Source organism: Allobosea sp. (assembly GCF_036675845.1).
Classification (GTDB): Bacteria; Pseudomonadota; Alphaproteobacteria; order Rhizobiales; family Beijerinckiaceae; genus Allobosea.
Genome location: NZ_JAKFED010000146.1, coordinates 24133 through 47604 on the forward strand (window position 1 = coordinate 24133; position 23472 = coordinate 47604).

Sequence of the window (23472 nt, forward strand, 5' to 3'; positions counted from 1 at the left end):
ATGATCGATCTGGACACCCCCCTGTTGATGCTTGTGCAGCTCGACTGGGCCGCGTGGCTCACCATGTTCTGGTTCATGATCGTCCTGGAGGTTCCGCGCTACACGCTCTCGGCGGTCGCGATCTTCATTTCGAGCTTCACCAGGAAGCACGCGCCAACGGCGAGCGAGACCCGTTACCTCGACAGCCTGAAGATCAGCGTCGTCATCGCGGGCCATAACGAGGCGGACGCGATCGAACGCTGTCTGAGGTCCCTCGGCGAGCAGACCCGCAGAATTGATGAGATCATCTTCATCGATGACGGTTCGACCGACGGGATGCGCGAGATCATCAACAAATACCGGCAATTGGGCCAGATCGACATTGCATTGTCCAATCAGGTTCGATGCGGCAAGCCGGCCTCGTGCAACCTGGGGTTTTCCCTCGCAAAGGGGGATATCATCGTCAACCTGGACGCGGACTGCTCCTACGACTGCGACGCCATCGCAAAGCTCATCGAGCCTTTCACGGATCCCCGGGTCGGAGCCACGACGGGTGCGCTCGGCGTGCGCAATTATGATTACTCGGCCGTCACGGGCTACCAGGCGATCGAATACATCGTCTCGATCGGCATGGGCAAACGTGCTCTCGACATGCTCGACATGGTGGTCTGTGCATCCGGAGCCTTTGGCGCGTTCCGCCGCGAGGCCCTCCATCAGGTCGGGCACCTTGCTGCCGGCCCGGGCGAGGACTTCGACCTGACCCTTCGCCTGCGGCGCAGCGGCTGGAAGATCCGGTTTGCCGCGGATTCCTGGTGCTTCACCGATACCCCCGCGACATTCGCGGCGATCATCCGGCAGCGGCGGCGCTGGGATCGCGATACATTGCGCATCCGCATGCGCAAGTTTCGCGACACGTTCAGCCCGGGTCGGCGGAAATTCATCCTGCTTGAAACGTTCGAGCAGTGCGAATGGATGGTCATGAACGTGCTCGTGACCGTGGTGTTTCCTGCCTATGTCTTGTGGGTATTCTGGTACTTTGGAGAGGGGGCGCTGAATATATTGATCGCGGTTGCGATCGTTTATCTTGTCCTGGATGCTATCGGCTTCCTGATGGCTCTGTGCATTTGCCGGCGTTATAATTCAGGAATGGTTTGGACGATCGCGCCCTATATTCTTACATTCGGAATATACAATGGCATCTTCATGAGGTGCGTGCGGTTGTACGCTTATTGCGAAGAGTGGATTTACCGGGCGTCCGCTCGCGATTCCTACTCACCATCGCGGGTCTCGCGCCAAGCGTATTATAGGCGGTGAATGGCATGATCACCCAATTGCGAGATCATACACGCGCAGACCGGTTCCTGAACGATGTTCGGGCCAATCAGAAGGCTCGGCGAAATTACGGCCGGTATTTTTACATCGCAGCCGTGATCGCCACCTTCGTTTATCTGGCGAACATCTTCTTTGGCAACCTTCTATGGCTGAAGGCTGAAGGCCTGATCCTGTCGGATCATGTCATCGTCGCCTCGCCCTATGCCGTTCAGGTCACCAGGATGGCGGTGCAGCCGGGGCAGCTGGTGAAACAGGGCGATCTCCTGGCCAAGGTCAGCTCTCCGCAGATCATGGAAGCCATGGCGACGCTCACCTCCAAGGCGGCCGAGACGACAGCGCGGCAAGCCGAGCTCGCGATCAAGCTGGAGGTCGCCAACGCGGTCATGAAGACGGCCGAGGAGCGGCTCAAGGAGACGGAGTTGCAGCTTCGGAAGGTCAACACCTCCCGCGCCGGGCTGGGCTTCGTCTCGGACGCCTTTGCCGCGAATGTCCAGAAGGACCGCTATGCCGCCATGCAGGAGAAGGTATCGCGCGAGGCCGAGCGGCGCGGCACGATCCAGCAGCTCGCGCAGCTGGACCTGTCGCTCGGCGAAGCCAGGGCGGCCTTGGAGCAGCTGCGTCTCAGCTACAATGACGGCGTCATCACGGCGCCAGCCGACGGGACGGTCGGGCCCAAGACGGCGGTGCAGGGCGATGTCCTCAGGCCGGGCGACAATCTGATGCAGCTCTATGTCGGTACCAAATACGCGCTGGTCTATCTGGAAACCGGGACCCTGTACGAGGTCAAGGTCGGCGATCCGGTGGCGATCGCGGACGGATTCAAGCATACGGAGGGGACGATCTCCGAAATCCAGCCGATCACGGTGCCGCTCCCGGCGGAGTTCCAGCGTGCCTTTCGTCCCCCGTCGCGCGGGCAGGTGGCAAAGATCCGGCTCGAAACCGAAGAAACCTTCCCGATGGCGTCGAAGGTTTCGGTCGTCGGCCGGTCCTGGTGACGCCGCCAGGATTTCGGCAGCCCGTCGCGGCATCGCGGCCCGGTTCGACAGCCCCGCGTCCTGGCGCGAGCCTGCATGCACCGGGGCGCCTTCCGGCGGCGCCCCGGCCTCCTTAGGCTTCCCTCCCAACGATGCCCGGCCGTGTCCGGGCGTGCCCAAGGGAGGTTCCATGGCTGTCATCACCAAGGTCGAGGCCGGTTTCTATCGCATTCCGCTCGAGGTCGCCGTCAGCGACAGCACCCATGGCGAGATGAGCGCCTTCGAGCTCAACACGGTCCGCATCACCGATGCCGACGGCGCGACCGGGGTCGGCTACACCTATACCTGCGGCCGCAACGGCGCTGCCGTCGACGCGATCCTGCGCCGCGAGCTGCCGGAGCTGCTGGTCGGCGAGGATGCCGACCGCATCGAGCATCTCTGGAACAAGGTCTGGTGGGCGCAGCACTATGGCGGCCGCGGCGGGCCGACCGTGCTCGCGCTTTCGGCGGCCGATATCGCGCTCTGGGATCTGAAGGGCGTGCGCCTCGCCCAGCCGCTCTGGAAGCTGCTCGGCGGCAATGCCGACCGCGTCTCCTGCTATGCCGGCGGCATCGATCTCGACTACCCGCTGGAGAAGCTGCTGGCGCAGACCGACGGCAACCTGAAGAAGGGCTTCCGCGCCATCAAGATGAAGGTCGGCCGCAAGCGGCTCTCGGAGGATGTCGAGCGGGTCGCGGCGATGCGCAAGCATCTCGGCGACGGCTTCCCGCTGATGGTCGACGCCAATATGAAATGGAGCGTCGACGAGGCGATCCGCGCCGCGCGCGCCTTCCAGCCCTATGAGCTCACCTGGCTGGAGGAGCCGATCATCCCCGACGATGTCGCCGGCCATGCCCGCATCGTCCGCGAGGGCGGCCTGCCGGTCGCGGCCGGGGAGAACCTGCGCACGCTCTGGGAATTCAAGCAGCTCGTCGCCACCGGCGGCGTCACCTTCCCCGAGCCCGACGTCACCAATTGCGGCGGCGTCACCGCCTTCCAGAAGATCGTCCACCTCGCCGAGGCCTTCAACCTGCCGGTCACCTCGCACGGCGCCCATGACGTGACGGTGCACCTGCTCGCGGCGGCCCCGAACGGCGCCTTCCTGGAGGCGCATGGTTTTGGGCTGGACCGCTACATCGCCGAGCCGCTGCGCATCGAAGAAGGATTCGCGCTGGCGCCCGCGCGGCCGGGCCATGGCATCGCCTTCGACTGGCAGGGGCTGGAGACGCTGAGGGCTTAGGGCGCGGCGTCAATCCTCGCGCAGGGGGCGCGGCACCGTCACCGGTCGCGCCTCCCGCGCCTGGGCCGCCAGCCTGACCGGGGCGTTGACCGCGCCGAAGCCGGAATAGCCGCCGCGGCGCTCGGTGATCTCGAAGAAGAAGCGCTGCGCGAAGACATGGGTGTAGACCTGCAGGAACTCGGCCTCGCCGTCGCGGTCGTAGAGGATGTGGTGCTCGCGCAGGCGCTCGATGAAGTCCGGCTCCAGGTCGTAGCGGGCCTCGACGTCGTCATAGTAGTTCTCGGGGATGTCGAGGAAGGAGAGGCCGGCCTCGCGCATCGCCGTCACCGCCGCGAAGATATCGGGCGCCGAGAAGGCGATGTGCTGTACGCCGGAGCCGAAATGCTCGGAGACGAAGCGCGACGACAGGGTGCGCGTCGCCTGCGAGCCGTTGAGCACGAAGCGCAGGCTGCCCTCGGCATTGACCAGCGGCCGGCTCTCGACGAGGCCCGCCGGATCGGCGATGGCGAGCTGCGGGATGCGCTCGAGCGCAAACAGCGAGGTGTAGAACAGGAGCCAGGACAGCATCTCGTCATAGTCCATCGACTGCGAGATGTGGTCGACGCCGGCGAGCAGGGCAGGGGTGCTGCCCGTATCGCCACTGGGGGCGACGAAGTCGTTCTCCCAGCTATGGGCCCGGTCTCCGGTGGGCTCGGTGAAATAGATCAGGCTGCCGCCGACGCCGCGGATGGCCGGGATCTCCATCTCGCCACGCCCGACGCGCTGCTCGAAGGTCTGCACCTTCAGCGCCCGCGCCCGCGCCATCGTCGCCTCGACATCGGCGACCCGCAGCGCCAGCGCGCAGACGCCGGGCCCGTGCATGATCGCATGCGACTGGGCAAAACCGTCCTTCTCGGTGTTGATGATCAGGTTGATGCCGCCCTGGCTCCAGCGCGTCACCGCCTTGCTGCGATGCGTCCCGGTCTGGCGGAAGCCGAGCGCGGCGAACAGCGCGGCGAGCTCATGGGCCGGCTCCTCGTCGAGCGCGAACTCGATGAACTCGACGCCGATGCAGGGTGAGCGGTCGGGCATCTGCACCCGGGCCGGCGTATCCTGCCGCGCCACCCTGTCGGCGAGCTGGATCAGCGAGCGCAGGCCGTCGGTGGCGAGCCGCCGGGTCGAGCCGGCGCGGAACTGGTCGTTGAAGATCTCAAGCGAGAGCGGGCCGGCATAGCCGGTCGCCTCGACCGCCTTGACGAAGTCGGCGACGGGCAGGTCGCCCTGGCCGGGGAAGTTGCGGAAGTGCCGGCTCCAGCTCAGCACGTCCATGTCGAGCTTCGGCGCATCGGCGAGCTGGACCAGGAAGATGCGGTCGCCCGGTATCGCGGCGATCGGCTCCAGCGGCGAGCGCCGCGCCAGCGTGTGGAAGGAATCGAGGATCAGCCCGATGCGCCCGTGATTGGCCCGGCGCACGATCTCCCAGGCATCGCGATAATCGTTGACGTGCCTTCCCCAGGCCAGCGCCTCATAGCCGACCCTGACGCCATGCTTCCCGGCCAGCTCGCCGAGTTCGGCGAGGTCGGCTGCCGCCCGGTCGATCCCGCCCAGCGCCTGCGGCGAGACATTGGAGCAGATCAGCATCAGCTCGGCGCCGAGCTCGTTCATCACCTCGAACTTGCGCCCCGCCCTGGCGAAGGTGCGGGCGCGCAGCGGCTCCGGCATGCCCTCGAAGTCGCGGAACGGCTGGAAAGCGTAGATCTTCAGGCCGAGATCGGCGACCATCTGTCCGACCTCGCGCGGGCCGCCGTCGAAGGTCAGGAAGTCGTTCTCGAAGACCTCGATGCCCTCGAAGCCGGCGGCGGCGATGGCGGCGAGCTTTTCGGCGAGGTCGCCGCTGATCGAGACGGTGGCGATCGAGGTCGGGTTCATGGGGTTCCTCGTTGCTGCCTGCCGCCGTCATTGCGAGCGCAGCGAAGCAATCCAGGGGCCGTCGAGCGAGCCTCTCTGGATTGCTTCGTCGGCTTCGCCTCCTCGCCATGACGGATGAGCGCAGCCATCAGGCCGCTTCCGTCATGGCGCCGCCGAGGAAGAGCTGGCCGACGCGCGGATCGGCGAGGATCTCGGCGGCAGGGCCCTGCATCCGGGTCTGGCCGAGTTCGAGCACGAGGCCTTCATCCGAGATCTCCAGCGCCGAGCGGGCGTTCTGCTCGACCATCAGGATGGTGACGCCTTTCGACCGAAGCTCCATCAGAATCGAGAACGTCTCCTGCACCAGCATCGGCGAGAGCCCGATCGAGGGCTCGTCGATCAGGACCAGCCGAGGATCGAGCAGCAGTCCGCGGACGATCTCGAGCTGCTTTTGCTCGCCGCCGGACAGCGTCGAAGCCTGCTGGTCGGCCTTGCGCCTGAGTGCCGGGAAGCGGTCGAGCGCCGCCTCCAGCCGCTTCGGCATGTCGGTGATGCCGGCGCCGGCGGCGACGCTGCCGAGCTCGATATTGTGGCGTACCGAGAGCTCGGGGAAGATGTTGCGCCCCTGCGGCACATAGCAGATGCCGGCTTCCAGCAGCTTGCGCTGGTTCCAGTTGGTGATGTCCTTGCCTTCGAGCCGGATCTGGCCCTCGCGCACTTTGAGCAGGCCGAAGATCGCCTTGAACACCGTCGACTTGCCGGCCCCGTTCGGGCCGATCACGGTGGTGATCGCGGCGCGCCTGACCTTGAAGCTCGTGCCGTTGAGGATGGTCATGGCGCCATAGCCGCCGACCACGCCGTCGAGTTCGAGGATGGGTGTGGTCATCAATGCCTCCGTTCCCGTTCGCGTCATTCTCGGGCGGAGCGAAGCGCAGGCCCGAGAATCTCTGTGAGATGCCCGGGTCAAGCCCGGGCATGACGAGCTAGTGCCCCAGATAGGCTTCGATGACTTGGCGGTTGGCCCTGACTTCCGCCGGCGTGCCCTCGGCCAGGACCTTGCCCTCGGCCAGCACGATGACCCGCGAGCACAGCGACATGACGAAATCCATGTTGTGCTCGATGACCACGAAGGTCGAGCCCTGCTCGGCATTGATGGCGCGCAGGCGCTCCTTCAGGTCGCCGAGCATGGTCAGGTTGACGCCGCCGGCCGGCTCGTCGAGCAGGACGAGGCGCGGCCCGGCCATGAAGGCCATGGCGGCGTCGAGCAGCTTCTGCTGGCCGTAGCTCAGCCCGCCGGCCTTGGCGTCGATCAGATGGCCGAGCTTGAAGAAGCTGATCATCCGGTCGGCGGCTGGGCCGAGCCCGGCATCGCGCGCCCCGAAGAAGCGCGACAGCATCGAGCCCTGGTGCTCCTGGCCCGCGAGGATCAGGTTCTCGCGCACCGAGAGCTCGGGGAAGACTTGCAGGAGCTGGAAGGTGCGGCTGACGCCGAGCCGGTTGAGCTCCGAGGGGCGCAGGTTGGTGACGTCGCGCCCGTCGAGCTTCACCGAGCCTTCCGTCGGCTCGAGCTGGCCGAGGATGCAGTTGAACAGGGTCGACTTGCCGCAGCCATTGGGGCCGATGATGCCGAGGATCTCGCCCTCGTTGACCGAGAACGAGACGCCGTTCACCGCCTTGATGCCGCCGAAGGCCTTGTGCAGGTTGCTGACTTCCAGAACCTTGTTTGCTTCGAGGACCTGGCCCATCAGCGGCCTCCCGCCCGGAACTTGCCGGTGATCCAGGCCCAGCCGCGCTCGAGCAAGCCGCTCATGCCCTGCGGGCAGGCGATCAGCAGCAGCATCACGATGCCGGCGAAGATGATCAGGTAGAGCGAGCCGGCAAAGCGCAGCCATTCCGGCAGCACGACGCCGAGCAGCGCGCCGATGAACGGCCCGAGCAGATAGCCGGCCCCGCCGGCCACCACCATCAGCAGCAGGAAGAAGCTCTGCGACAGCGAGAACGGCGAGGGGTCGATGAACTCGACCAGCGGCGCGTAGAGCGCACCGGCAAAGCCCGCATAGGCCGAGCCGATGGCGAAGGCGAGCAGCGTATACATGCGGGTGTCGATGCCGAGGCTTGCGGCCCGGATCGGATTCTCGCGCAGCGCCGTGAAGGCCCGGCCCCAGGGCGAGCGGATCATCCACCAGAGCGCGACCGCGAGCAGGAAGGTCACCACCACGACGAAGCGGTGGAAGGCCAGCGCCCCGTCGAGCTTGAAGCCCAGCAGGGAAGGGCGCGGGATGTTGGAGAGGCCGAAGACGCCGCCGGTGAGCCATTGCTCGTTTCGCATCACCAGCCAGACCAGCGTCGAGAAGGCGAGCGTCACGAAGGCGAGATAATGCGCCTTGACCCGCAGCGCCGGGAAGCCGAGCAGCAGCCCGACCGCGAAGGTGAGGAGGCCGGAGATCGCGAAGGCGGCGTACCAGTTCAGCCCGGCCTTGGTGGTCAGCAGCGCCGTGGCATAGGCGCCGATGCCCATGAAGGCGGCCTGCGCCAGCGACTTCAGGCCGGCATAGCCGAGCGTCAGGTTCAGGCCCATCACGGCGATGGCCATCACCAGCCAGAGCGAGAGCACATAGGTGCCGTAGCGGCCCATGCCGGAGGGCGCGAACCAGAGGATGACGGCGCCGATGGCGAGGGTGATCAGCGTGCCGTCGGCGAAGCCGCCGAGGGCCGGCGACCGGGCGGGGCCGGCCTGCACGCCGGCGGCGCCTTGCATGCTGGCGGCGCCTTGGACGCTGGCGGCGCCTTGGGTTGCGGGCGCGGTCATACGCGGCGCTCCTCTCTGCGGCCCATCAGGCCTTCCGGCTTGAGCAGGATGATGACGATGAGCAGGACCAGCGGCACGGCGAGCTTGTACTGGCTCGAGAAATAGCCGGCCGCGAGGCTGTCGACGATGCCGACGATCAGCCCGCCGACGAGGGCGCCGCGCACCTGGTTGAAGCCGCCGACGATGGCGGCGATGAAGGCGAACAGGCCGATGACCTCGCCATTCGAGAACTTGGCGAGGTAGATCGGCGAGATCAGCACCGAGGCGACGACGGCGAGCGCGGCGTTGATGACGAAAGTCAGCAGCACCATGCGCTCGACCGGGATGCCGAGGATGCGCGCCACCGTCGGGTTCTGCGCCGTCGCCTGCATCTGGCGGCCGAGCCTGGTGCCGCCGACGAACCATTGCAGCGCGCCGATGACGGCGAAGGCGACCGCGATGATGGCGAGATGCTGCAGCGAGATCGCGGCGCCGAACACCGAGAGCGTGTCGGTCGGCACGAAGGAGGGGAAGTTCTGCGCCTCGGCCGAGAAGCCGTCCTTGGCGCCTTCCTTCATGATGATCGACAGCGCCATGGTGGCGATGGCCAGCGGCAGCACGCCATGGCGGATCATCGGGTCGACCACGGCGAGCTTGAAGCCGACGCCGAAGATCAGGATGAAGGCGGCGATGCCGATCAACGCGCCCAGCCAGATCGGCGCGCCGAACAGCTTGATCGCCAGCAGGACCAGCACCGCCGGCAGCATCACGAACTCGCCCTGGGCGAAGTTGATGGTCTGCGAGGTCTGCCAGACCAGGGTAAAGCCGATGGCGGCGAGCGCGTAGATCGCGCCCGTGGCGATGCCGGCGATGAGATAGGCGACGAATTCGGCCATGGCTGCGTGCCTCGCGATGGGGCGTCATGGTCGGGCCTGACCCGACCATCTCTGGAATGAGCCGTTTCCGTCATTGCGAGGAGCGCAGCGACGAAGCAATCCAGTAGGACGTGGAGCGCTGCCGCCCCTGGATTGCTTCGCTGCGCTCGCAATGACGAAGTGGCGTACTCCGGCTTACGGCTTGATCTTCGGCAGCGTCGCGTTGATCACCTGCTTGCCGTCGATGACCTCGGCGATGAAGCTGACGCGGTCGAGGTCGCCATTGCTCTCGATCGTGGTCTCCATCAGGATTCCAGGCTCCTCGGAGGGCTTGATCGTGGCGCCGCGCAGGGTGTCGGCAAGGCCCTTCTTGTCGAACTTCTTCTGCTTCTCGGTCGCCCACTTGATCATGTAGACGCCCATATAGCCCTTCATGCCGTTATGGTCGGAGGCGTAGCCGTACTTGGCCTGGAAGTTCTTGCCGAAGGTCTGGAAGGCCGGGATCGGCGCGTCGATCGAGAGGCCGACATGGCCCTTGACGCCGTTGGCGGCCTCGCCGGCGAGCTCGATCACCTTGGCGCCGAGCAGCGTCGTCTCGCCGACCATCGGCTTGTTGACGCCCTGCTGCTTGGCGGCGCGCAGGAAGCGGGCGCTCTCCTCCTCGTTCAGGTAGACGAAGACGGCGTCGGCGTTGGCGTTCTTGATCTTGATCGCATCGGCCGAGAAATCGGCCTGGCCCTGCTCGGTCGAGACGTCGGCCACGACCTTGATGCCGGCCTTCTCGAGTTCGGGCAGGATCGCGTCGCGGCCGCCCTTGCCGAAGTCGTTGTTGACCCAGACCACGGCGACCGAGCCGGCCTTGACCGTGTTCTTGAGATAGTTGGCGATCTTCGGCATCGCCGCCGCCTGGCTGAGCGAAGTCCGGAAGAGGTACTGGTTGCCCTGCTTGGTCAGGCCGGCAGCTTCGCCGCCGACAATCTGGGCGATCTCGGCGCGTTGGGCGATCTGCATCGAGGCGCCGATCGGGCCGGAGAAGACCGGGCCGAGCACGGCATAGGTGCCTTCGTCGATGGCGCGCTGCACGGCGGCGCGGGTGTTGCCCGGATTGGTCTGCGTATCGTAGTGGACGATCTCGATCTGCTTGCCGAGCAGGCCGCCCTTGGCGTTGATCTCGGCGACGGCGAGGTCGATGCCGTTCTTCCAGTTGGTGCCTGCGGTGGCGCCGGCGCCGGAAAGCTCGACGACGTCGACGAGCTTGACCTTGTCCTGGGCCGAGGCGGGCAGGCTGAGCCCGGCGCTGAGCGCCGCGGCGATGATCCAATGCGACTTCATGGTCTTCGTTCTCCTCCGATAGGTCCGTTTCTTGCCGACCCGTTCGTGCCGGATCGTCTCTCTATGCCGCACGTTCGCCGGCGCGCTCCGCCATCACGGCGTCGAACGCTTCGCTCATCGCGCTTTCCGACGCTTCCGCGCCGGTGAACAGCGTGAAGGCGTCGAGTGCCTGGTGGATGGCGAGCTCGCGCCCGGTCATCACTGTCGCGCCGATGCTTTGCGCAGCCTTCAGCAACGGTGTCCAGAGCGGATGGTAGACCGAATCCGCGACCCAGTGCGATGGCTGCAATGCGGCCGCCGGCAGCGGCATCTCGCGATTGGGCGCCATGCCGAGCGGCGTGCCGTTGACGATGCCGGCGACCCCCTCGGCCGCCATGGTCGCGCTCGCCGTGATCTCGATTCGGGTGCGCGTGCCCAGCGCCTGCGCCAGCGCCTCGCATTGGCCGCGCTCGATATCGTAGAGCCGCAGGCTCTCGACGCCGCAGCCGGCAAGCGCGAAGGCGATCGCCTTGCCGACGCCGCCGGTGCCGATGATCGCGACCGGGCGGCCTTCGTTGCGGCGGCCGAGCTTGCGATAGGCGGCGGCAAAGCCGCTGGCATCGGTGTTATGGCCGGTGAGCCGGCCGTCGGCGACGGTGATGGTGTTGACCGCGCCCATCGCCGCCGCTTCCGGTGAAAGCGCGTCGAGCAACGGCACCACCGCCTCCTTGTAGGGATAGGTGACATTGATGCCGGAGAAGCCGAGCCGGCGCACGCCTTCCAGCATGGCGGCAAGATCATCGCGGCCGGCGCCCTCGACCTCGATCAGGTGGTAGTGCGCCTCGAAGCCGGCGGCGCGGGCCGCGGCCTCCTGCATCGCCGGCGTCGCCGAATGGGCGATCGGGAAGCCGATCAGCCCGAGCAGGACCCGCTTCGCTTTCCTGGCGCTGACGCTGGCCGACATGTTCGTCCCTTCCCCGGCGCGCCCGTCTCGGCGGGCTGCGCGATGGGTCACATAAACCCATCCCGGGCGCTAACGCGATAACCAAATCATCGCTTCTACCTAACTTGAAGTTATGTTTTCTCCGGCGTTGCCGGCTGGTTTCCGGGGCGCGGAACCACCACGGCATTCATCTCCTCGCGCAGCAGCCGGACGAAGCTCTCGGCGTAGAGCGAGGGCGCCTTGTCGTTCTTGATCGCGACATAGGTCTGGAACTGCGTCGGCTCCTCGATTGGGATCGCGACGATGCCCGGCATCGCGCCATGCGCCACGGTGAACTGGTCGATGATGGCGATGCCGAGCCCGGCCTTGACCAGCGCGCAGACCGTGCTGCCGAAGCGCGCCTTGATCGCCATGTCGTAGCCGAGGTCCTGCCGGGTGAAGATCTCGCTCATGATCCGGCCATAGGGGTCGTTCGGATCGATGCCGATCAGCGGATGGGCGGCGATCTCGCGGGCCGAGATCCGGGTGCGGCCGGCAAGTTCATGGCCCTGCGGCACGATGCAGAGCAACTCGCCCATCGCCAGCGGCATGAAGTCGAGGCCGGGATGGTCGAGCCGGTAGCTCATCGCCGCGATCTCGCCCTTGCCGAGCAGGAGGTAGTCGAGCGCCTCCTCAATCTTCAGGATGTTGATCTCGATGCGCAGGTCGGGATGCTTGCGCTTCAGCCGCTCGATCGCGCGCGGCACCATGACATGGCAGATGCTCGGCACCGAGCCGAGCCTGAGCTCGACCCCGCCGCCGCGCTCGATCCGCGCCAGCGTATAGTGCAGGTCGTCGACCTTGCGGTAGACGCCGTTGATCTGCTCGAAGATGTCGTTGGCCTCGGGCGTCGGCACATAGCGGCCGTGCCTGCGCTCGAACAGCTTGAGGCGTAGCGTCCGCTCGGTGTGCTTCATCAGCCGGCTGATGCCCGGCGCCGAGACGTTGAGGAGCTTCGCGGCGCCGGCGATGGTGCCGGTGATCATGATCGCGCGGATCACCTCGATCTGGCGCAGCGTCAGCATAGATGGACGTCTCCTCGCGCCGGTTTCGTTACGCCAGCGGAGGCGAGGGCGGAGACGCTGTCAAGCGGACACGGCCGGCCACCTGAATGGTGCGCGGCGAATTGACATCGATGGGGTTTGCCATGATGAAATGCCCCTGCGTTACAGGGGGAAGTCGGTATGGCTGAAGCACTTCATCCCGCGGCGCCGCATCACCTGCCGGCGTTCATCACCAGCCCCGGCGATACGGACTATCTGATGGTCGCCGCGGGGGCGATCCTCGTCGCGGCGGTCCTGGGCGTCGGCCTGCTCTTCCTGCGCCTGCACACCCTGCCGGAGCGCATGGCGCACCGGGCGCACAAGCTGCAATTCGAGATCGTCGCCGTGCTCGGGCTGCTCGCCCTGTTCACGCATATGCATATCTTCTGGGTCCTCGGCCTGCTGCTCGCTCTGATCGACATCCCCGACATTTCCGGGATGTTCGGCCGGATGGCGGGGGCGCTGGAGAAGATCGCGGGCATCGCGCCGGGGCGCGGCGGCCAGGCTGCGGCGGAAGCGGATGCCGCGCCGGTCGAGGAGCCGCCGATCGTGCCGGAAGCCACCGCCGTCCAGTCCGGCCAGCACTGAGGAGATCAGCGATGCTCGAGCTTCTCGTCTGCGCGCTCTTCACCATCGTCCCGGACTACCTCTACCGCCGCTACGGCCAGGGCAAGCGGCTCGGCAAGGAGATCACGCTCTACTCGGTCTGGTTCGAGCTGCGCTGGGGCATCGTCACCTGCTTCATGCTGACGGTCGGCCTGATCACGGTGATCTTCTACAATCACCCGTCGACGACCAGCGCCACGATCTTCTTCCGGAGCGTGCCGATCGTGCCGGAGATCAACGGCCGCGTTGCGGAGGTCCATGTCGGCTATAGCCAGGCCGTCGAGAAAGGCACGCCGCTCTTCACGCTCGACAGCAGTACACAACGGGCCGCCGCCGAGTCCGCTCGCCGCAAGATCGTCGAAGCCGATGCGGCGCTGGTCGTCGCCAAGGCCGACATTCTCGCCGATGAAGGCAAGATCCAGGAGGCGAAGAGCGCCTTGCAGCAGGCGCTGGACGAGTTGGAGACGAAGCGCGAGCTGCGGCAACGCAACTCGGGTACCGTTGCAGAACGCGAGATCGAACGGCTCGAAAATCTCGTGACCGGTCGCGAGGCAGCGGTCTTTTCTGCGACCGCTTCCAAGGACGCAGCCCAGGCCAAGATCGTGACGCTTCTTCCGGCCGAACGTGCCAGTGCCGAAGCCGCTCTGGCCCAGGCCGAGGCCGAACTGCAGAAGACGGTCATCCGGGCAGGTTTCGCCGGGCGCGTCGAGCAGTTCGCGCTGCGGGCCGGCGATGTCGTCAACCCGTTCATGCGTCCGGCCGGGACCATCATTCCGGCAGAGGCCGGCCGGGTCGGGCTGCAGGCCGGTTTCGGCCAGATCGAGGCGCAGGTGATCAAGGTCGGCATGGTTGCCGAGGCCACCTGCGTCTCGAAGCCGTGGACGGTGATCCCGTTGGTGGTGACGGGCGTGCAGGACTTCATCGCCGCCGGCCAGATCCGCAGCGGCGAGCAACTGATCGACGCCCAGCAGGTGGCGCGGCCAGGAACGATCCTCACCTATCTCGAGCCGCTCCATCCGGGCGGGCTCGACGGGGTGATGCCGGGCTCGAGCTGCATCGCCAACGCCTATACCAGCAACCATGACGTGATCGCCGCGAAGGATACCGGCACCTTACGACGCATCGTCCTGCATGCGGTGGACGCGGTCGGGCTGGTGCATGCCCTGCTGCTGCGCATCCAGGCGCAGGTGCTGCCGATCAAGACGCTCGTCCTCAGCGGGCACTGATCCCGCCGGGTGGGCCGGCGGAATGCCGCTTCAGGCGGGTTTCAGGGGCGTCGGCGGGGTCGCCCTAGGGCGGGTCGCGGGGCGCTCTCCTGTGGTCGTGCCGCGGCGCCGGGCAACCGGAACGCCTCGATATTGGCCGCGCCGCTGTGCATCATGCCGTCCATGCGGCCGTCATGCATCATGTCGTAGTTCTCGTTCTGGAAGTCGTGCACGCAGCCGTCCATCCTGTTGCAGGCGGCGGCCGGGCTTATCCCGACGCTGCCGCCGAAGGCGGCGATGAAAAGCGCGCCGAGCGCGCCGGCAACGACCCGTTGGATCAACGGCGTTCTCCCCTGCTCACTGTCGATCCCGGAACTCGCCAGCGACGGGAGCAACGCGACCCGGGCGACTGGTCCGACACGGCATGGAGCCGGGACATGGTCGCTTCCCCCGACATCGAAACGCCTTCGGCAGCCGGTCGTGTTGTTCTGTCTGTTCGCCGGGATCTCTACTGTCCAGATGCTCGCGCGACCAATTAGTTGAAAATTTTGATAGATATCGAGCGATCTAAAATAGCATTCGCCCGCGGGTTTGTTAAATGGAAACTTGCTGCGCGGCCTGCGATGCCGGAAGGGCAGGCATGCAGCGTCCGCGACCGCACCCGCGACGGATCGGTTTTCCGGATATGGCTGCCGTCGGGCAGGGTCAGAGCACGCCGCGCACCCGGACCAGCGTCGAATCCATGTGCTTGCCGATGGCCGCGGCGAGCGCCTCGCCGTCGCGTTTCGTCAGCGCCTCGATCATCTCCTCGTGCTCGGCGACGGCGCCGGCCCATTTCTCCGGGCCCTCATTGCCGATGAAGCGCAGGCGCTTGATCCTGGCCTGCAGCGTCGCATGCATCTCGACCAGCACGTCGTTGCCGGAGGCGGCGACGACGGCGCTGTGGATCGCCTGGTTGAGCTTGAAATATTCGAGGCGGTTGCGCGTCCGGTAGAGCTCCATCATCGCGTCGTGCAGGGCCTTGATGGCGGCGATGGCGGCGTCGCTGGCCTGGGCGCAGGCCGTGCGGCCGCCGAGCTGCTCCAGCGCCTTCAGCACTTCGAGGATCTGGAGCAGGTCCTGCGCCGTGAACTTCCGGACGATCGCGCCCTTGGCCGGCTGGATCTCGACCAGGCCTTCGCTGGCGAGCGTCTTGATCGCCTCGCGCAGGGGCGTCCGCGAGACGCCGAGCTGGGCGCCGACGAGGCCTTCGTTGATGCGCTGGCCCGGCGCGAACCGGCCTTCTATGATCATGTCGCGCAGGCGCTCGAGCACCTCGTCGTGCAGCGTCCGGCGCTGGATGCGCGGATAGGCCTCTGCCGCTTCGCCCGACGTTCCGGCTTCGCTCGTCATCGCCGCTCCCTCTTCGTCATCCTGTACGGCATGGTGCTTCTCCGCTGTCAACGCGACTGCCCGCGGCAGGGCCGGCGAGGCTGGCGCGCCGCCACCGAAGCTGTGGAAAGGCCGGTCTCCTGCCGTGGCGCCGCTTGCGGCGCGCCGCGCTCGGTGGGCATCTTATGCGAGTCAAATTATGCTGCATACAGAATACTTGCTCGCCTATCTGCCGCATGTTAGGCCAAGGGCAAGTGGCCGGCTCATGGCCGGATCGAGGGAGGACAGGATGGAAACGCAGGCGCAGGCCTCCTTGCCGGTGATCGCGGTCGCGATGGGCGACCCTTCAGGCATCAGCCCCGAGCTGACCGCGCGCATTCTCGCCGAATCCGATCTGCGTTCGGCGGCGCGCTATGTCGTCTTCGGCGATCTTCGCCTCTTCCAGCTTGGCGCGGCCGATGCCGGCCTGACGCCGGACCTGCACGTGGTCGGGGAGGGCGATGCCCTGCCTGCCGATGCCGGCAAGCCGGTCTTCGTCGACCTCGCCAACCACGATCCCGCCGATCTTCAGCGCGGCAAGGCGACGCTCGCCGGCGGCAAGGCGGCGACGGACAATTTCCGCCGGGCGTTGCAGCATGCCGCCGCCGGCAAGGCCGATGCGGTGTTCTTCACGCCCTTCAACAAGGCGGCGATGCGCTTCGCCTATCCGGGCTATGACGACGAGATCCGCTTCGTGCGCGACGCGATCGCCTTCGACGGGCCGGCGAGCGAGTTCAACGTGCTGGAGAAGCTCTGGAATGCGCGGGTGACCTCGCATATCCCGCTCTCCGAGGTCGCCGCCAATATCAGCCAGGAGCGCATCCTGCGGGCGCTCGACCTCGCCGACAGGAACCTGCGCGCCGCCGGTTTCAACCCGCCGCGCATCGCGGTCGCGGGCATCAATCCTCATGCCGGCGACGGCGGCAATTTCGGCCGCGACGAGATCGACACGATCGAGCCGGCGGTGAAGGCCGCGAAGGCCAAGGGCTATACCGTCGAGGGGCCGTTCCCGTCGGACACCGTCTTCCTGCGGGCGAAGAATGGCGATTTCGACGCCGTTCTGACGATGTATCACGACCAGGGCCAGATCGCGATGAAGCTGATGGGCTTCGACCGCGGCGTCACCCTGATCGGCGGCTTCCCGTTCCCGATCTGCACGCCGGCCCATGGCACGGCCTATGAGATCGCCGGCAAGGGGATCGCCAATCTCGGCGCGACCCGCGCGGCGCTGTCGCTCGCCATCAAGATGGCGAGTGAAGGAAAGGCGGCGCGCAAGGCCGCGGCCTGAGCGTTCCGGCAGGGCGGCCGCAAAAGAGCCGTCCGATCAATCGAAGCAAGGGAGAGAGAAGAATGAGGAAGTTCAGCATCGCGGCGACGTTCGTCGCGGCATCCTTCGCGATGGCGGCACCGGCCAATGCCTGGGAGCCGACCAAGCCGATCGAGTTCGTCGTCACCTCCGGTGCCGGCGGCGGCACCGACAATTTCGCCCGCATGGTCCAGTCGATCATCACCAAGCACAAGCTGATCGAGCAGCCGATCGTGGTGCTCAACAAGGGCGGCGGCAGCGGCGCCGAGGGCTATATCTACGGCAAGGGCGGCAAGGGCGACGCCCACCGCGTCGTCTTCGGCACCAACAACGCCTATCTGCTGCCCTATGTCGCCAAGCTCGGCTTCAAGACTTCCGACCTGACGCCGGTCGCGGCGCTGGCGCTCGACGAGTTCCTGATCTGGGTCAACGGCAATTCGCCCTATAACGACGCCAAGTCCTATATCGACGCGGTCAAGGCCAAGCCGGGCAGCTTCAAGATGGCGGGCAGCCAGTCGAAGGACACCGACCAGACCCTGACCTCGCTGATCCAGGATTCGGTCGGCGCGAAGTGGATCTACATTCCCTTCCAGGGTGGCGGCCAGGCGGCGGTGCAGCTCGCCGGCGGCCATGTCGACTCCAACACCAACAATCCGAACGAGAACATCGGCCAGTGGAAGGCCGGGCAGGTCAAGCCGCTCTGCGTCTTCTCGCCGGCGCGCCTGGCCAAGAGCGACCCGGTCTTCGGCGGCAAGGGCTGGGGCGACATCCCGACCTGCAAGGAGGCCGGCCTGCCGATCGATTCCTTCCAGATGCCGCGTACCGTCTGGCTGCCGGCCGATATGCCGGCCGGTGCGGCCGCCTTCTATGAGGGCGTGCTCGAGAAGGTCAGCAAGACGCCGGAATGGGCCGAGTTCATCGCCCGCACGGCCCAGACCGGCCGCTTCATGAAGGGCAAGGAGTTCACCGATTTCATCGCCAAGGACGAGGCCGCCAACGCCAAGGTCTTCAAGGCCGAAGGCTGGGTGGTGAACTGACGACCGCAAGCGCGCCGTCATTCCGGCGGTAGCCGGAAGCCCGTTCCGATCAGCTTGCACCGCAAGCTGATCGGTAAAACGGTCTCTCATCTCAAGTTTAGAGCCGGATCCGATCAGATCGGTTCAATCTGATCGGATCCGGCTCTAGGGTCCGGCCTCTTGGCCGGGCCAAGGACAGGCTCCGCGGAGCGCCGGAATCCATCGTAGGCTTCGACGTTCTACGATGGATTTCGGGATGCCCCGCGGGCGTCCGGAATGACGTGCCGTGGGTAGGCCGGCTGCCGAAGACAGGAGCGTCCCGATGATCACCCGCTTTCAAGCCGAGGTCGCGACCGCGCTGGCGACGCTCGCCTTCGGGCTCGTCATCGTCCAGGGCGCACGCGAATTCGGCATCGGCTGGGATTCCTCGGGCCCGCAGCCGGGCGCCTTTCCGTTCTATGTCGGAATGCTGATCGCGCTCGCCAGCGCCGGCACGATCCTGGGCGCCGTCGGCCGCCGGATCGCCGGCAGCGCCGCCCTCGCCGAAAGCTTCCTCGACGGCGCCCGGGCGAAGCGCATCGCCGCCTTCTTCGTCCCGCTGATCGGCTTCGTCGCGCTCAGCGCCGGGCTCGGCATGTATGTGGCGATGGTGCTCTATCTCGTCTTCACCATGCGCTTCCAGGGCCGCTATGGCTGGCTGCCGACGCTGGCGGTCTCCCTCGGCACCGCCGTCTTCTTCTATGTCGCGCTGGAGAAGTTCTTCCAGTTGGGCCTGCTGAAAGGGCCCGTCGAGGCCTTTTTCGGGCTCTGAACCTTTACGAGCGGAGCGGTCTCGCCCATGGAAAACGTCGCCTCGCTGATGCATGGCTTCTCGGTCGCGCTCACCGCGCACCATATCGCGCTGATGATGGCGGGCGTCCTGCTCGGCATCCTGGTCGGCGTGCTGCCCGGCCTCGGCGCGCCCAACGGCGTCTCGCTGCTGCTGCCGCTGACCTTCTCGATGGATCCGGTCTCCGCGATCATCCTGCTGACCTCGCTCTACTGGGGCGCGCTGTTCGGCGGCTCGACCACCTCGATCCTGTTCAACATTCCCGGCGAACCCTCATCGGTAGCGACGACATTCGACGGCCATCCGATGGCCAAGCAGGGCAGGGCGGCCGAGGCGCTGTCCTTCGCCTTCCTCTCCGCCGGCTTCGGCGCCATGGCCGGCGTCATCCTGATCACCCTGCTCTCGGGCTGGGTCGCGCGCTTTGCGCTGAAGTTCTCATCGCCCGAGTATTTCGCCGTCTATTTCATGACCTTCGCCAGCTTCGTCGGGCTCAGCGGCTCCTCGCCGCTGAAGGCGATCGTCTCGATGGGCATCGGCTTCACGCTCGCCTCGATCGGCATGGATTCGGTCTCCGGCAACATCCGTCTGACCTATGATTTCGACGTGCTGCTGGCCGGCATCAGCTTCCTGATCGCGGTCATCGGCCTGTTCGGCATCGGCGAATTGCTGCTGACCATGGAGGAAGGGCTGCGCTTCGACGGCGTCGCCGCCAAGGTCCGCGTCGGCGACGTGCTCAAGACGGCGAGGCAGATGCCGCGCTACTGGCTGGCGCTGCTGCGCTCGAGCGCCATCGGCATCTGGATGGGCATCACCCCGGGCGGGCCGACCGCGGCCTCCTTCATGAGCTACGCCATGGCCAAGCGTTCATCGCGCGATCCGGACAAGTTCGGCAAGGGCGAGCCGGAGGGCGTCATCGCGCCGGAAACCGCCGATCATGCCGCCGGCTCGGCCGCCATGCTGCCGATGCTCGCGCTCGGCATCCCGGGCTCGGCGACCGCCGCGGTGATGATGGGCGGGCTGATGATCTGGGGCCTGAACCCCGGCCCGACCCTGTTCACCGAGCGGCCGGATTTCGTCTGGGGCCTGATCGCCTCGATGTATCTCGGCAATGTCGTCGCGGTCGTCGTCGTGCTGGCCACCGTGCCGCTCTTCGCCTCGATCCTGCGCATCCCGTTCTCGATCGTCGGGCCGGTGATCGTGGTCATCTGCTTCATCGGCGCCTACACGGTCGGCAGCAAGGAGTTCGACATCTGGCTGGCGCTCGCCTTCGGCATCGTCGGCTACGTCTTCAAGAAGCTCGACTACCCGATCGCGCCGCTGGTGCTCGCCATGGTCATCGGCGACAAGGCGGAGGACGCCTTCCGCCAGTCGATGATCTTCAGCCAAGGCTCGCTCTCGATCTTCTGGTCGAACCCGCTGGTCTCGACGCTGATGGCGATCGGCCTTGCGCTCCTGCTCTTCCCGCTGTTGGGTTCGGCCAGGCGCGGCGTCCGCAAGCTGACGACCGCCCGGGCGGCGAAGGCTTGATCCAGGCGCACTGCCGGATAGCTGCCTGCGAAGTTATGGTGCGCCCGTCCGAAACCGAGCCGAGGTGATCCGCCGATGACAGGCGCGAGGTTGCACGCGATCCGGGCCGACATCACGACGTTCGCCGTCGACGCTATCGTCAATGCGGCGAACAACGCGCTGGTGGGGGGAGGCGGCGTCGATGGCGCGATCCACCGTGCCGCAGGGCCCGAGCTCCTGCAGGAATGCCGCCAGCTCGGCGGCTGCCAGACCGGCTACGCCAAGCTGACCAGGGCCTACCGCCTGCCGGCTCGCTTCGTGATCCACACGGTCGGACCGATCTGGCAAGGCGGCGGGCAGAGGGAAGCGGAATTGCTGGCCTCCTGCTATCGCCGCTCGCTGGCGGTTGCCGCAGGGGCGGGGGTGGAGACGATCGCCTTTCCGAGCATCAGCACCGGTATCTACGGCTATCCGATCGCGGCCGCGGCGAAGATCGCGGTGGCGACGGTCGACAGCGCATCGCGCACCGGGGCCGGACCGCAGGAGATCATCTTCTGCTGCTTCTCGCCCGAGGATCTCGCCGTCTATCATGGCGAGCTCGCCGAACTGGGCCATCATCGGCCGCAGTGATTCCCGATATCTTCCAGCCCCGAACCGCTGAGAGCCTGGCCATGACCGAACCGTACAAGGGCATCCTGCCGATCGCGCCGACGATCTTCCGCGACAATGGCGACCTCGACATCGAGGGCAACAAGCGCGTCATGGACCTGATGGTCGACCAGGGCGTCGACGGCATCTGCATCCTGGCGAACTTCTCCGAGCAGTTCCTGCTCACCGACGAGGAGCGCCATCACCTGATGCGGCTGTCGATCGAGCAGGTGGCGGGGCGCGTTCCGGTGATCGTCACCACTTCGCATTTCTCGACCCGGATCGCGGCGCAGCGTGCCCGGGCCGCGGCCGATGCCGGCGCCAGGATGCTGATGATGATGCCGCCCTATCACGGTGCGCTGCTCAAGGCCGACGAGCAGGGCATGATCGAGCACTTCAAGATCGTCGCCGAAGCCTGCGGCATTCCGATCATCCTGCAGGACGCGCCGCTCTCGGGCGTGACGATGACCGTGCCCTTCATGGTCAGGCTGGCCAGGGAGGTCCCCCTCGTCAGCTATTTCAAGATCGAGGTACCGGGGGCGGCAGGCAAGCTGCGCGCTCTGATCGAGGCCGGCGGCGACGCCATCGCCGGCCCCTTCGACGGCGAGGAGGCGATCACGTTGATGGCCGATCTCGACGCCGGCGCCACCGGCACGATGACCAGCGCGATGATCCCCGATCTGATCAAGCCGATCCTGGCGGCGCACGCCGCCGGCGACCGCAAGCAGGCGGCGGCGATCTATCGCGAGCTTCTGCCGATCATCAACTACGAGAACCGGCAATGCGGCCTGCGCTCGGCCAAGGCGGTGATGAAGGAGGGAGGCGTCATCAGGTCGGAGGCGGTTCGCCACCCGCTGGCGCCGCTGCATCCGAAGACCCGCGAGGGCCTGATCGAGCTGGCGCGCGAGCTCGATCCGCTGGCGCTGCGCTGGGGCAAGTGAGCGGGGCCGCTGCCGTCATGCCCGGGCTTGACCCGGGCATCTCTTGGGCTTGGCTGCGGTCGCAAAAGCGCGCCGTTTCCTGCAAGAGCTTCCCGGGTCGGCCAAGAGCTTCCCGGGTCGGCACGGAGTTCGTCCTTGGGCCGACCGAAGGTCGGACCCGAGGGCTCCGCCCGGGAATGACGGCGCGCCTTACCCCTTCGTCCAGACCGCGAGCTCGTAGCCGTCCGGGTCGGTGAAGTGGAAACGCCGGCCGCCGGGGAAATCGAAGGCCGGCCGAACGATCCTGCCGCCGGCCGCCTCGATCGTCTTCTGCGTGGCGGCAAGGTCGTCGGCATAGAGCACGATGAGCGGCCCGCCCGGCTTCGGCGTGCCCTGCGTGGTGAAGCCGCCTTCGAGCCGGCCATCGGCGAAGGCGCAATATTCCGGGCCGTAATCGGTCATCTTCCAGCCGAAGGCGCTTTCGTAGAAGGCGCGTGCCTTGCCGATATCGGCGACGACGAATTCGACATAGTCGATGCGGCAGTCGTTTTCGGAACTGGCCATCGATGTTCTCCTCTTTGCCCCCGGCCGCACTCCTTACCGCAACGCCGGCCTGCGCATGGCGGCAGTGGTACCCGCTCCTGACGAATTCCCATTCGCCGACCGATGCTGTAGCCAAGGAAACTGACGAGGCCGCTGCGACAGGAATCCAGGACCATGGCGACGATGATGACTGAGAATCTTGCCGAGGCGCTGATCGGCGCCCGCCGCGGCCATGGCCTGCTCGACATCGAAACCCTGCCGGTACCGGCCGATGTCGATGCCGCGCTGGCGGTCCAGGCGCAGGTCAACCGGGCCATGGGCTATGCCGATGCCGGCTGGAAGGTCTCGATCGCCGAGGGCGGCCAGCCGATCGCCGGCCTGATGCCGGGGCCCTATCTCAGATCGGGCGACACGCATCGCTCCGCCCATGGTGCCGAGTTGCGCGTCGAGATCGAGCTCGCGGTGCGCCTCGGCCGCGACATGCCGCGCCGGCCCGGCCAGCCCTATACGCGCGCCGAGCTGATCGACCATTGCGATGCGGCCCTGGTCGGCATCGAGATCGTCGAGAGCCGCATCGCCGACTGGACCCATGTCGCCTTTCCGCTCTGGCTCGCCGATGCGCTGGGCCATGGCGCCTATCTGCTCGGGCCGGAGGTGCCGTTCAGCATCTTCGACGACATCCCGGCGCTGACCTGCACCGTCGAGCTCGATGGCGACCTGCTCTATGAGCGCCCGGCCGAGCACGCCAATGGCGACCCGCTGGTGACGGCGCTCGCCTGGGCCAACCGCCCGGCCGAGACGCCGCTCGGCGGGCTCAAGGCCGGCCAGATCATCACCACCGGCAGCCTCTGCGGCGGCGTGCTGGCGCCGTCGCTCGGGCCGGTGATCGCCAGGCTCGATCCCATTACCGCGATCTCTTTCGCGCTGGCCTGAGGGCGGTGCGCCGTCCGCCGGCGCCTCGGCCTTTCCGCGAGGGGTTGCGTCGCGGCGTAACGGCACGTTTACTTCCGGCGCGCGACGATTACGTCGCCGC

At 66.7% G+C, this 23472-nt stretch carries 23 protein-coding genes; 12 read left to right on the forward strand and 11 right to left on the reverse strand.

Annotation, left to right across the window (positions count from 1 at the left end; translation table 11 throughout):
• From V6M56_RS15740 to V6M56_RS15750, 3 genes are all read left to right on the forward strand, one after another.
• Positions 1 to 1293 (forward strand): glycosyltransferase family 2 protein, encoded by a 1293-nt coding sequence (locus V6M56_RS15740; RefSeq protein WP_332685092.1) that lies wholly within the window; start codon positions 1 to 3, stop codon positions 1291 to 1293.
• 5 nt (positions 1294 to 1298) lie between these two features.
• Positions 1299 to 2306, forward strand: a complete 1008-nt coding sequence (locus tag V6M56_RS15745) for an HlyD family secretion protein (RefSeq protein ID WP_332685093.1) — start codon at positions 1299 to 1301, stop codon at positions 2304 to 2306.
• Between the two features lie 169 nt (positions 2307 to 2475).
• The gene (locus V6M56_RS15750) at positions 2476 to 3564 is read left to right on the forward strand and encodes a mandelate racemase/muconate lactonizing enzyme family protein (protein WP_332685094.1); all 1089 of its coding nucleotides are present in this window, start codon (positions 2476 to 2478) and stop codon (positions 3562 to 3564) included.
• Positions 3565 to 3573: 9 nt separating this feature from the next.
• Here V6M56_RS15750 and V6M56_RS15755 read toward each other — a convergent pair whose 3' ends face one another.
• The 8 genes from V6M56_RS15755 to V6M56_RS15790 all read right to left on the reverse strand — a co-directional run bounded on the left by V6M56_RS15755 (position 3574) and on the right by V6M56_RS15790 (position 12432).
• On the reverse strand, positions 3574 to 5472 hold the full coding sequence (locus V6M56_RS15755; RefSeq protein ID WP_332685095.1) for a bifunctional sugar phosphate isomerase/epimerase/4-hydroxyphenylpyruvate dioxygenase family protein: 1899 nt from the start codon (positions 5470 to 5472) through the stop codon (positions 3574 to 3576).
• A gap of 127 nt (positions 5473 to 5599) precedes the next feature.
• Positions 5600 to 6337, reverse strand: a complete 738-nt coding sequence (locus V6M56_RS15760; protein ID WP_332685096.1) for an ABC transporter ATP-binding protein — start codon at positions 6335 to 6337, stop codon at positions 5600 to 5602.
• Positions 6338 to 6434: 97 nt separating this feature from the next.
• Complete coding sequence (locus V6M56_RS15765; protein ID WP_332685097.1) at positions 6435 to 7196, reverse strand: ABC transporter ATP-binding protein; 762 nt, start codon at positions 7194 to 7196, stop codon at positions 6435 to 6437.
• On the reverse strand, positions 7196 to 8260 hold the full coding sequence (locus V6M56_RS15770; protein WP_332685098.1) for a branched-chain amino acid ABC transporter permease: 1065 nt from the start codon (positions 8258 to 8260) through the stop codon (positions 7196 to 7198). Before V6M56_RS15770 ends, V6M56_RS15765 begins: the two co-directional genes overlap by 1 nt.
• Complete coding sequence (locus V6M56_RS15775) at positions 8257 to 9135, reverse strand: branched-chain amino acid ABC transporter permease (RefSeq protein WP_332685099.1); 879 nt, start codon at positions 9133 to 9135, stop codon at positions 8257 to 8259. The genes V6M56_RS15770 and V6M56_RS15775 overlap by 4 nt, the downstream gene beginning before the upstream one ends.
• Before the next feature lie 174 nt (positions 9136 to 9309).
• Positions 9310 to 10446: an ABC transporter substrate-binding protein gene (locus tag V6M56_RS15780; protein ID WP_332685100.1), complete on the reverse strand. Its 1137-nt coding sequence runs from the start codon at positions 10444 to 10446 to the stop codon at positions 9310 to 9312.
• A 61-nt stretch (positions 10447 to 10507) separates the two neighbouring features.
• The gene (locus V6M56_RS15785) at positions 10508 to 11389 is read right to left on the reverse strand and encodes a shikimate dehydrogenase (protein WP_332685101.1); all 882 of its coding nucleotides are present in this window, start codon (positions 11387 to 11389) and stop codon (positions 10508 to 10510) included.
• Positions 11390 to 11499: 110 nt separating this feature from the next.
• Positions 11500 to 12432 carry a LysR family transcriptional regulator gene (locus V6M56_RS15790; protein WP_332685102.1) on the reverse strand — a complete coding sequence of 311 codons (933 nt, stop codon included), beginning with the start codon at positions 12430 to 12432 and terminating at the stop codon, positions 11500 to 11502.
• Between the two features lie 159 nt (positions 12433 to 12591).
• Here V6M56_RS15790 and V6M56_RS15795 point away from each other — a divergent pair, with 159 nt between their 5' ends.
• Both V6M56_RS15795 and V6M56_RS15800 read left to right on the forward strand, forming a co-directional pair.
• Entirely contained in the window at positions 12592 to 13038 is a 447-nt protein-coding gene (locus tag V6M56_RS15795; protein WP_332685103.1) for a hypothetical protein, read from the forward strand.
• An 11-nt stretch (positions 13039 to 13049) separates the two neighbouring features.
• Complete coding sequence (locus tag V6M56_RS15800; RefSeq protein ID WP_332685104.1) at positions 13050 to 14282, forward strand: HlyD family secretion protein; 1233 nt, start codon at positions 13050 to 13052, stop codon at positions 14280 to 14282.
• A gap of 41 nt (positions 14283 to 14323) precedes the next feature.
• On the opposite strand, the gene V6M56_RS15805 is transcribed toward V6M56_RS15800, so the two are convergent.
• Positions 14324 to 14602, reverse strand: coding sequence for a hypothetical protein (locus tag V6M56_RS15805; RefSeq protein ID WP_332685105.1), 279 nt, complete (start codon positions 14600 to 14602; stop codon positions 14324 to 14326).
• Positions 14603 to 14966: 364 nt separating this feature from the next.
• On the reverse strand, positions 14967 to 15653 hold the full coding sequence (locus V6M56_RS15810) for a GntR family transcriptional regulator (protein ID WP_332685106.1): 687 nt from the start codon (positions 15651 to 15653) through the stop codon (positions 14967 to 14969).
• Positions 15654 to 15921: 268 nt separating this feature from the next.
• On the opposite strand from V6M56_RS15810, the gene V6M56_RS15815 reads away from it, so the two are divergent.
• From V6M56_RS15815 to V6M56_RS15840, 6 genes are all read left to right on the forward strand, one after another.
• Positions 15922 to 16959, forward strand: a complete 1038-nt coding sequence (locus V6M56_RS15815) for a 4-hydroxythreonine-4-phosphate dehydrogenase PdxA (protein ID WP_332685107.1) — start codon at positions 15922 to 15924, stop codon at positions 16957 to 16959.
• Between the two features lie 62 nt (positions 16960 to 17021).
• Positions 17022 to 18014, forward strand: coding sequence for a tripartite tricarboxylate transporter substrate binding protein (locus tag V6M56_RS15820; RefSeq protein ID WP_332685108.1), 993 nt, complete (start codon positions 17022 to 17024; stop codon positions 18012 to 18014).
• 301 nt (positions 18015 to 18315) lie between these two features.
• A complete protein-coding gene (locus tag V6M56_RS15825; RefSeq protein WP_332685109.1) occupies positions 18316 to 18804 on the forward strand; it encodes a tripartite tricarboxylate transporter TctB family protein in 489 nt (162 codons plus the stop codon).
• 27 nt (positions 18805 to 18831) lie between these two features.
• Positions 18832 to 20349, forward strand: coding sequence for a tripartite tricarboxylate transporter permease (locus V6M56_RS15830; RefSeq protein WP_332685110.1), 1518 nt, complete (start codon positions 18832 to 18834; stop codon positions 20347 to 20349).
• A 75-nt stretch (positions 20350 to 20424) separates the two neighbouring features.
• On the forward strand, positions 20425 to 20958 hold the full coding sequence (locus tag V6M56_RS15835; protein ID WP_332685111.1) for an O-acetyl-ADP-ribose deacetylase: 534 nt from the start codon (positions 20425 to 20427) through the stop codon (positions 20956 to 20958).
• Between the two features lie 41 nt (positions 20959 to 20999).
• Positions 21000 to 21917, forward strand: a complete 918-nt coding sequence (locus V6M56_RS15840; protein ID WP_332685112.1) for a dihydrodipicolinate synthase family protein — start codon at positions 21000 to 21002, stop codon at positions 21915 to 21917.
• Positions 21918 to 22106: 189 nt separating this feature from the next.
• On the opposite strand, the gene V6M56_RS15845 is transcribed toward V6M56_RS15840, so the two are convergent.
• Positions 22107 to 22460 (reverse strand): VOC family protein, encoded by a 354-nt coding sequence (locus V6M56_RS15845; protein ID WP_332685113.1) that lies wholly within the window; start codon positions 22458 to 22460, stop codon positions 22107 to 22109.
• A gap of 153 nt (positions 22461 to 22613) precedes the next feature.
• On the opposite strand from V6M56_RS15845, the gene V6M56_RS15850 reads away from it, so the two are divergent.
• Positions 22614 to 23372 (forward strand): fumarylacetoacetate hydrolase family protein, encoded by a 759-nt coding sequence (locus tag V6M56_RS15850; RefSeq protein ID WP_332685114.1) that lies wholly within the window; start codon positions 22614 to 22616, stop codon positions 23370 to 23372.
• Positions 23373 to 23472: the final 100 nt, after the last annotated feature.

What these genes read in the sequence shown, in the direction of transcription:
- V6M56_RS15765 (WP_332685097.1), bottom strand. Translation starts at nt 7,196, where the DNA reads ATGGGCCAGGTCCTCGAAGCAAACAAGGTTCTGGAAGTCAGCAACCTG.
- V6M56_RS15815 (WP_332685107.1), top strand. Translation starts at nt 15,922, where the DNA reads ATGGAAACGCAGGCGCAGGCCTCCTTGCCGGTGATCGCGGTCGCGATG.
- V6M56_RS15820 (WP_332685108.1), top strand. Translation starts at nt 17,022, where the DNA reads ATGAGGAAGTTCAGCATCGCGGCGACGTTCGTCGCGGCATCCTTCGCG.
- V6M56_RS15745 (WP_332685093.1), top strand. Translation starts at nt 1,299, where the DNA reads ATGATCACCCAATTGCGAGATCATACACGCGCAGACCGGTTCCTGAAC.
- V6M56_RS15840 (WP_332685112.1), top strand. Translation starts at nt 21,000, where the DNA reads ATGACCGAACCGTACAAGGGCATCCTGCCGATCGCGCCGACGATCTTC.
- V6M56_RS15795 (WP_332685103.1), top strand. Translation starts at nt 12,592, where the DNA reads ATGGCTGAAGCACTTCATCCCGCGGCGCCGCATCACCTGCCGGCGTTC.
- V6M56_RS15825 (WP_332685109.1), top strand. Translation starts at nt 18,316, where the DNA reads ATGATCACCCGCTTTCAAGCCGAGGTCGCGACCGCGCTGGCGACGCTC.
- V6M56_RS15770 (WP_332685098.1), bottom strand. Translation starts at nt 8,260, where the DNA reads ATGACCGCGCCCGCAACCCAAGGCGCCGCCAGCGTCCAAGGCGCCGCC.
- V6M56_RS15810 (WP_332685106.1), bottom strand. Translation starts at nt 15,653, where the DNA reads ATGACGAGCGAAGCCGGAACGTCGGGCGAAGCGGCAGAGGCCTATCCG.
- V6M56_RS15740 (WP_332685092.1), top strand. Translation starts at nt 1, where the DNA reads ATGATCGATCTGGACACCCCCCTGTTGATGCTTGTGCAGCTCGACTGG.
- V6M56_RS15785 (WP_332685101.1), bottom strand. Translation starts at nt 11,389, where the DNA reads ATGTCGGCCAGCGTCAGCGCCAGGAAAGCGAAGCGGGTCCTGCTCGGG.
- V6M56_RS15850 (WP_332685114.1), top strand. Translation starts at nt 22,614, where the DNA reads ATGGCGACGATGATGACTGAGAATCTTGCCGAGGCGCTGATCGGCGCC.
- V6M56_RS15780 (WP_332685100.1), bottom strand. Translation starts at nt 10,446, where the DNA reads ATGAAGTCGCATTGGATCATCGCCGCGGCGCTCAGCGCCGGGCTCAGC.
- V6M56_RS15750 (WP_332685094.1), top strand. Translation starts at nt 2,476, where the DNA reads ATGGCTGTCATCACCAAGGTCGAGGCCGGTTTCTATCGCATTCCGCTC.
- V6M56_RS15755 (WP_332685095.1), bottom strand. Translation starts at nt 5,472, where the DNA reads ATGAACCCGACCTCGATCGCCACCGTCTCGATCAGCGGCGACCTCGCC.
- V6M56_RS15790 (WP_332685102.1), bottom strand. Translation starts at nt 12,432, where the DNA reads ATGCTGACGCTGCGCCAGATCGAGGTGATCCGCGCGATCATGATCACC.
- V6M56_RS15845 (WP_332685113.1), bottom strand. Translation starts at nt 22,460, where the DNA reads ATGGCCAGTTCCGAAAACGACTGCCGCATCGACTATGTCGAATTCGTC.
- V6M56_RS15760 (WP_332685096.1), bottom strand. Translation starts at nt 6,337, where the DNA reads ATGACCACACCCATCCTCGAACTCGACGGCGTGGTCGGCGGCTATGGC.
- V6M56_RS15830 (WP_332685110.1), top strand. Translation starts at nt 18,832, where the DNA reads ATGGAAAACGTCGCCTCGCTGATGCATGGCTTCTCGGTCGCGCTCACC.
- V6M56_RS15835 (WP_332685111.1), top strand. Translation starts at nt 20,425, where the DNA reads ATGACAGGCGCGAGGTTGCACGCGATCCGGGCCGACATCACGACGTTC.
- V6M56_RS15800 (WP_332685104.1), top strand. Translation starts at nt 13,050, where the DNA reads ATGCTCGAGCTTCTCGTCTGCGCGCTCTTCACCATCGTCCCGGACTAC.
- V6M56_RS15775 (WP_332685099.1), bottom strand. Translation starts at nt 9,135, where the DNA reads ATGGCCGAATTCGTCGCCTATCTCATCGCCGGCATCGCCACGGGCGCG.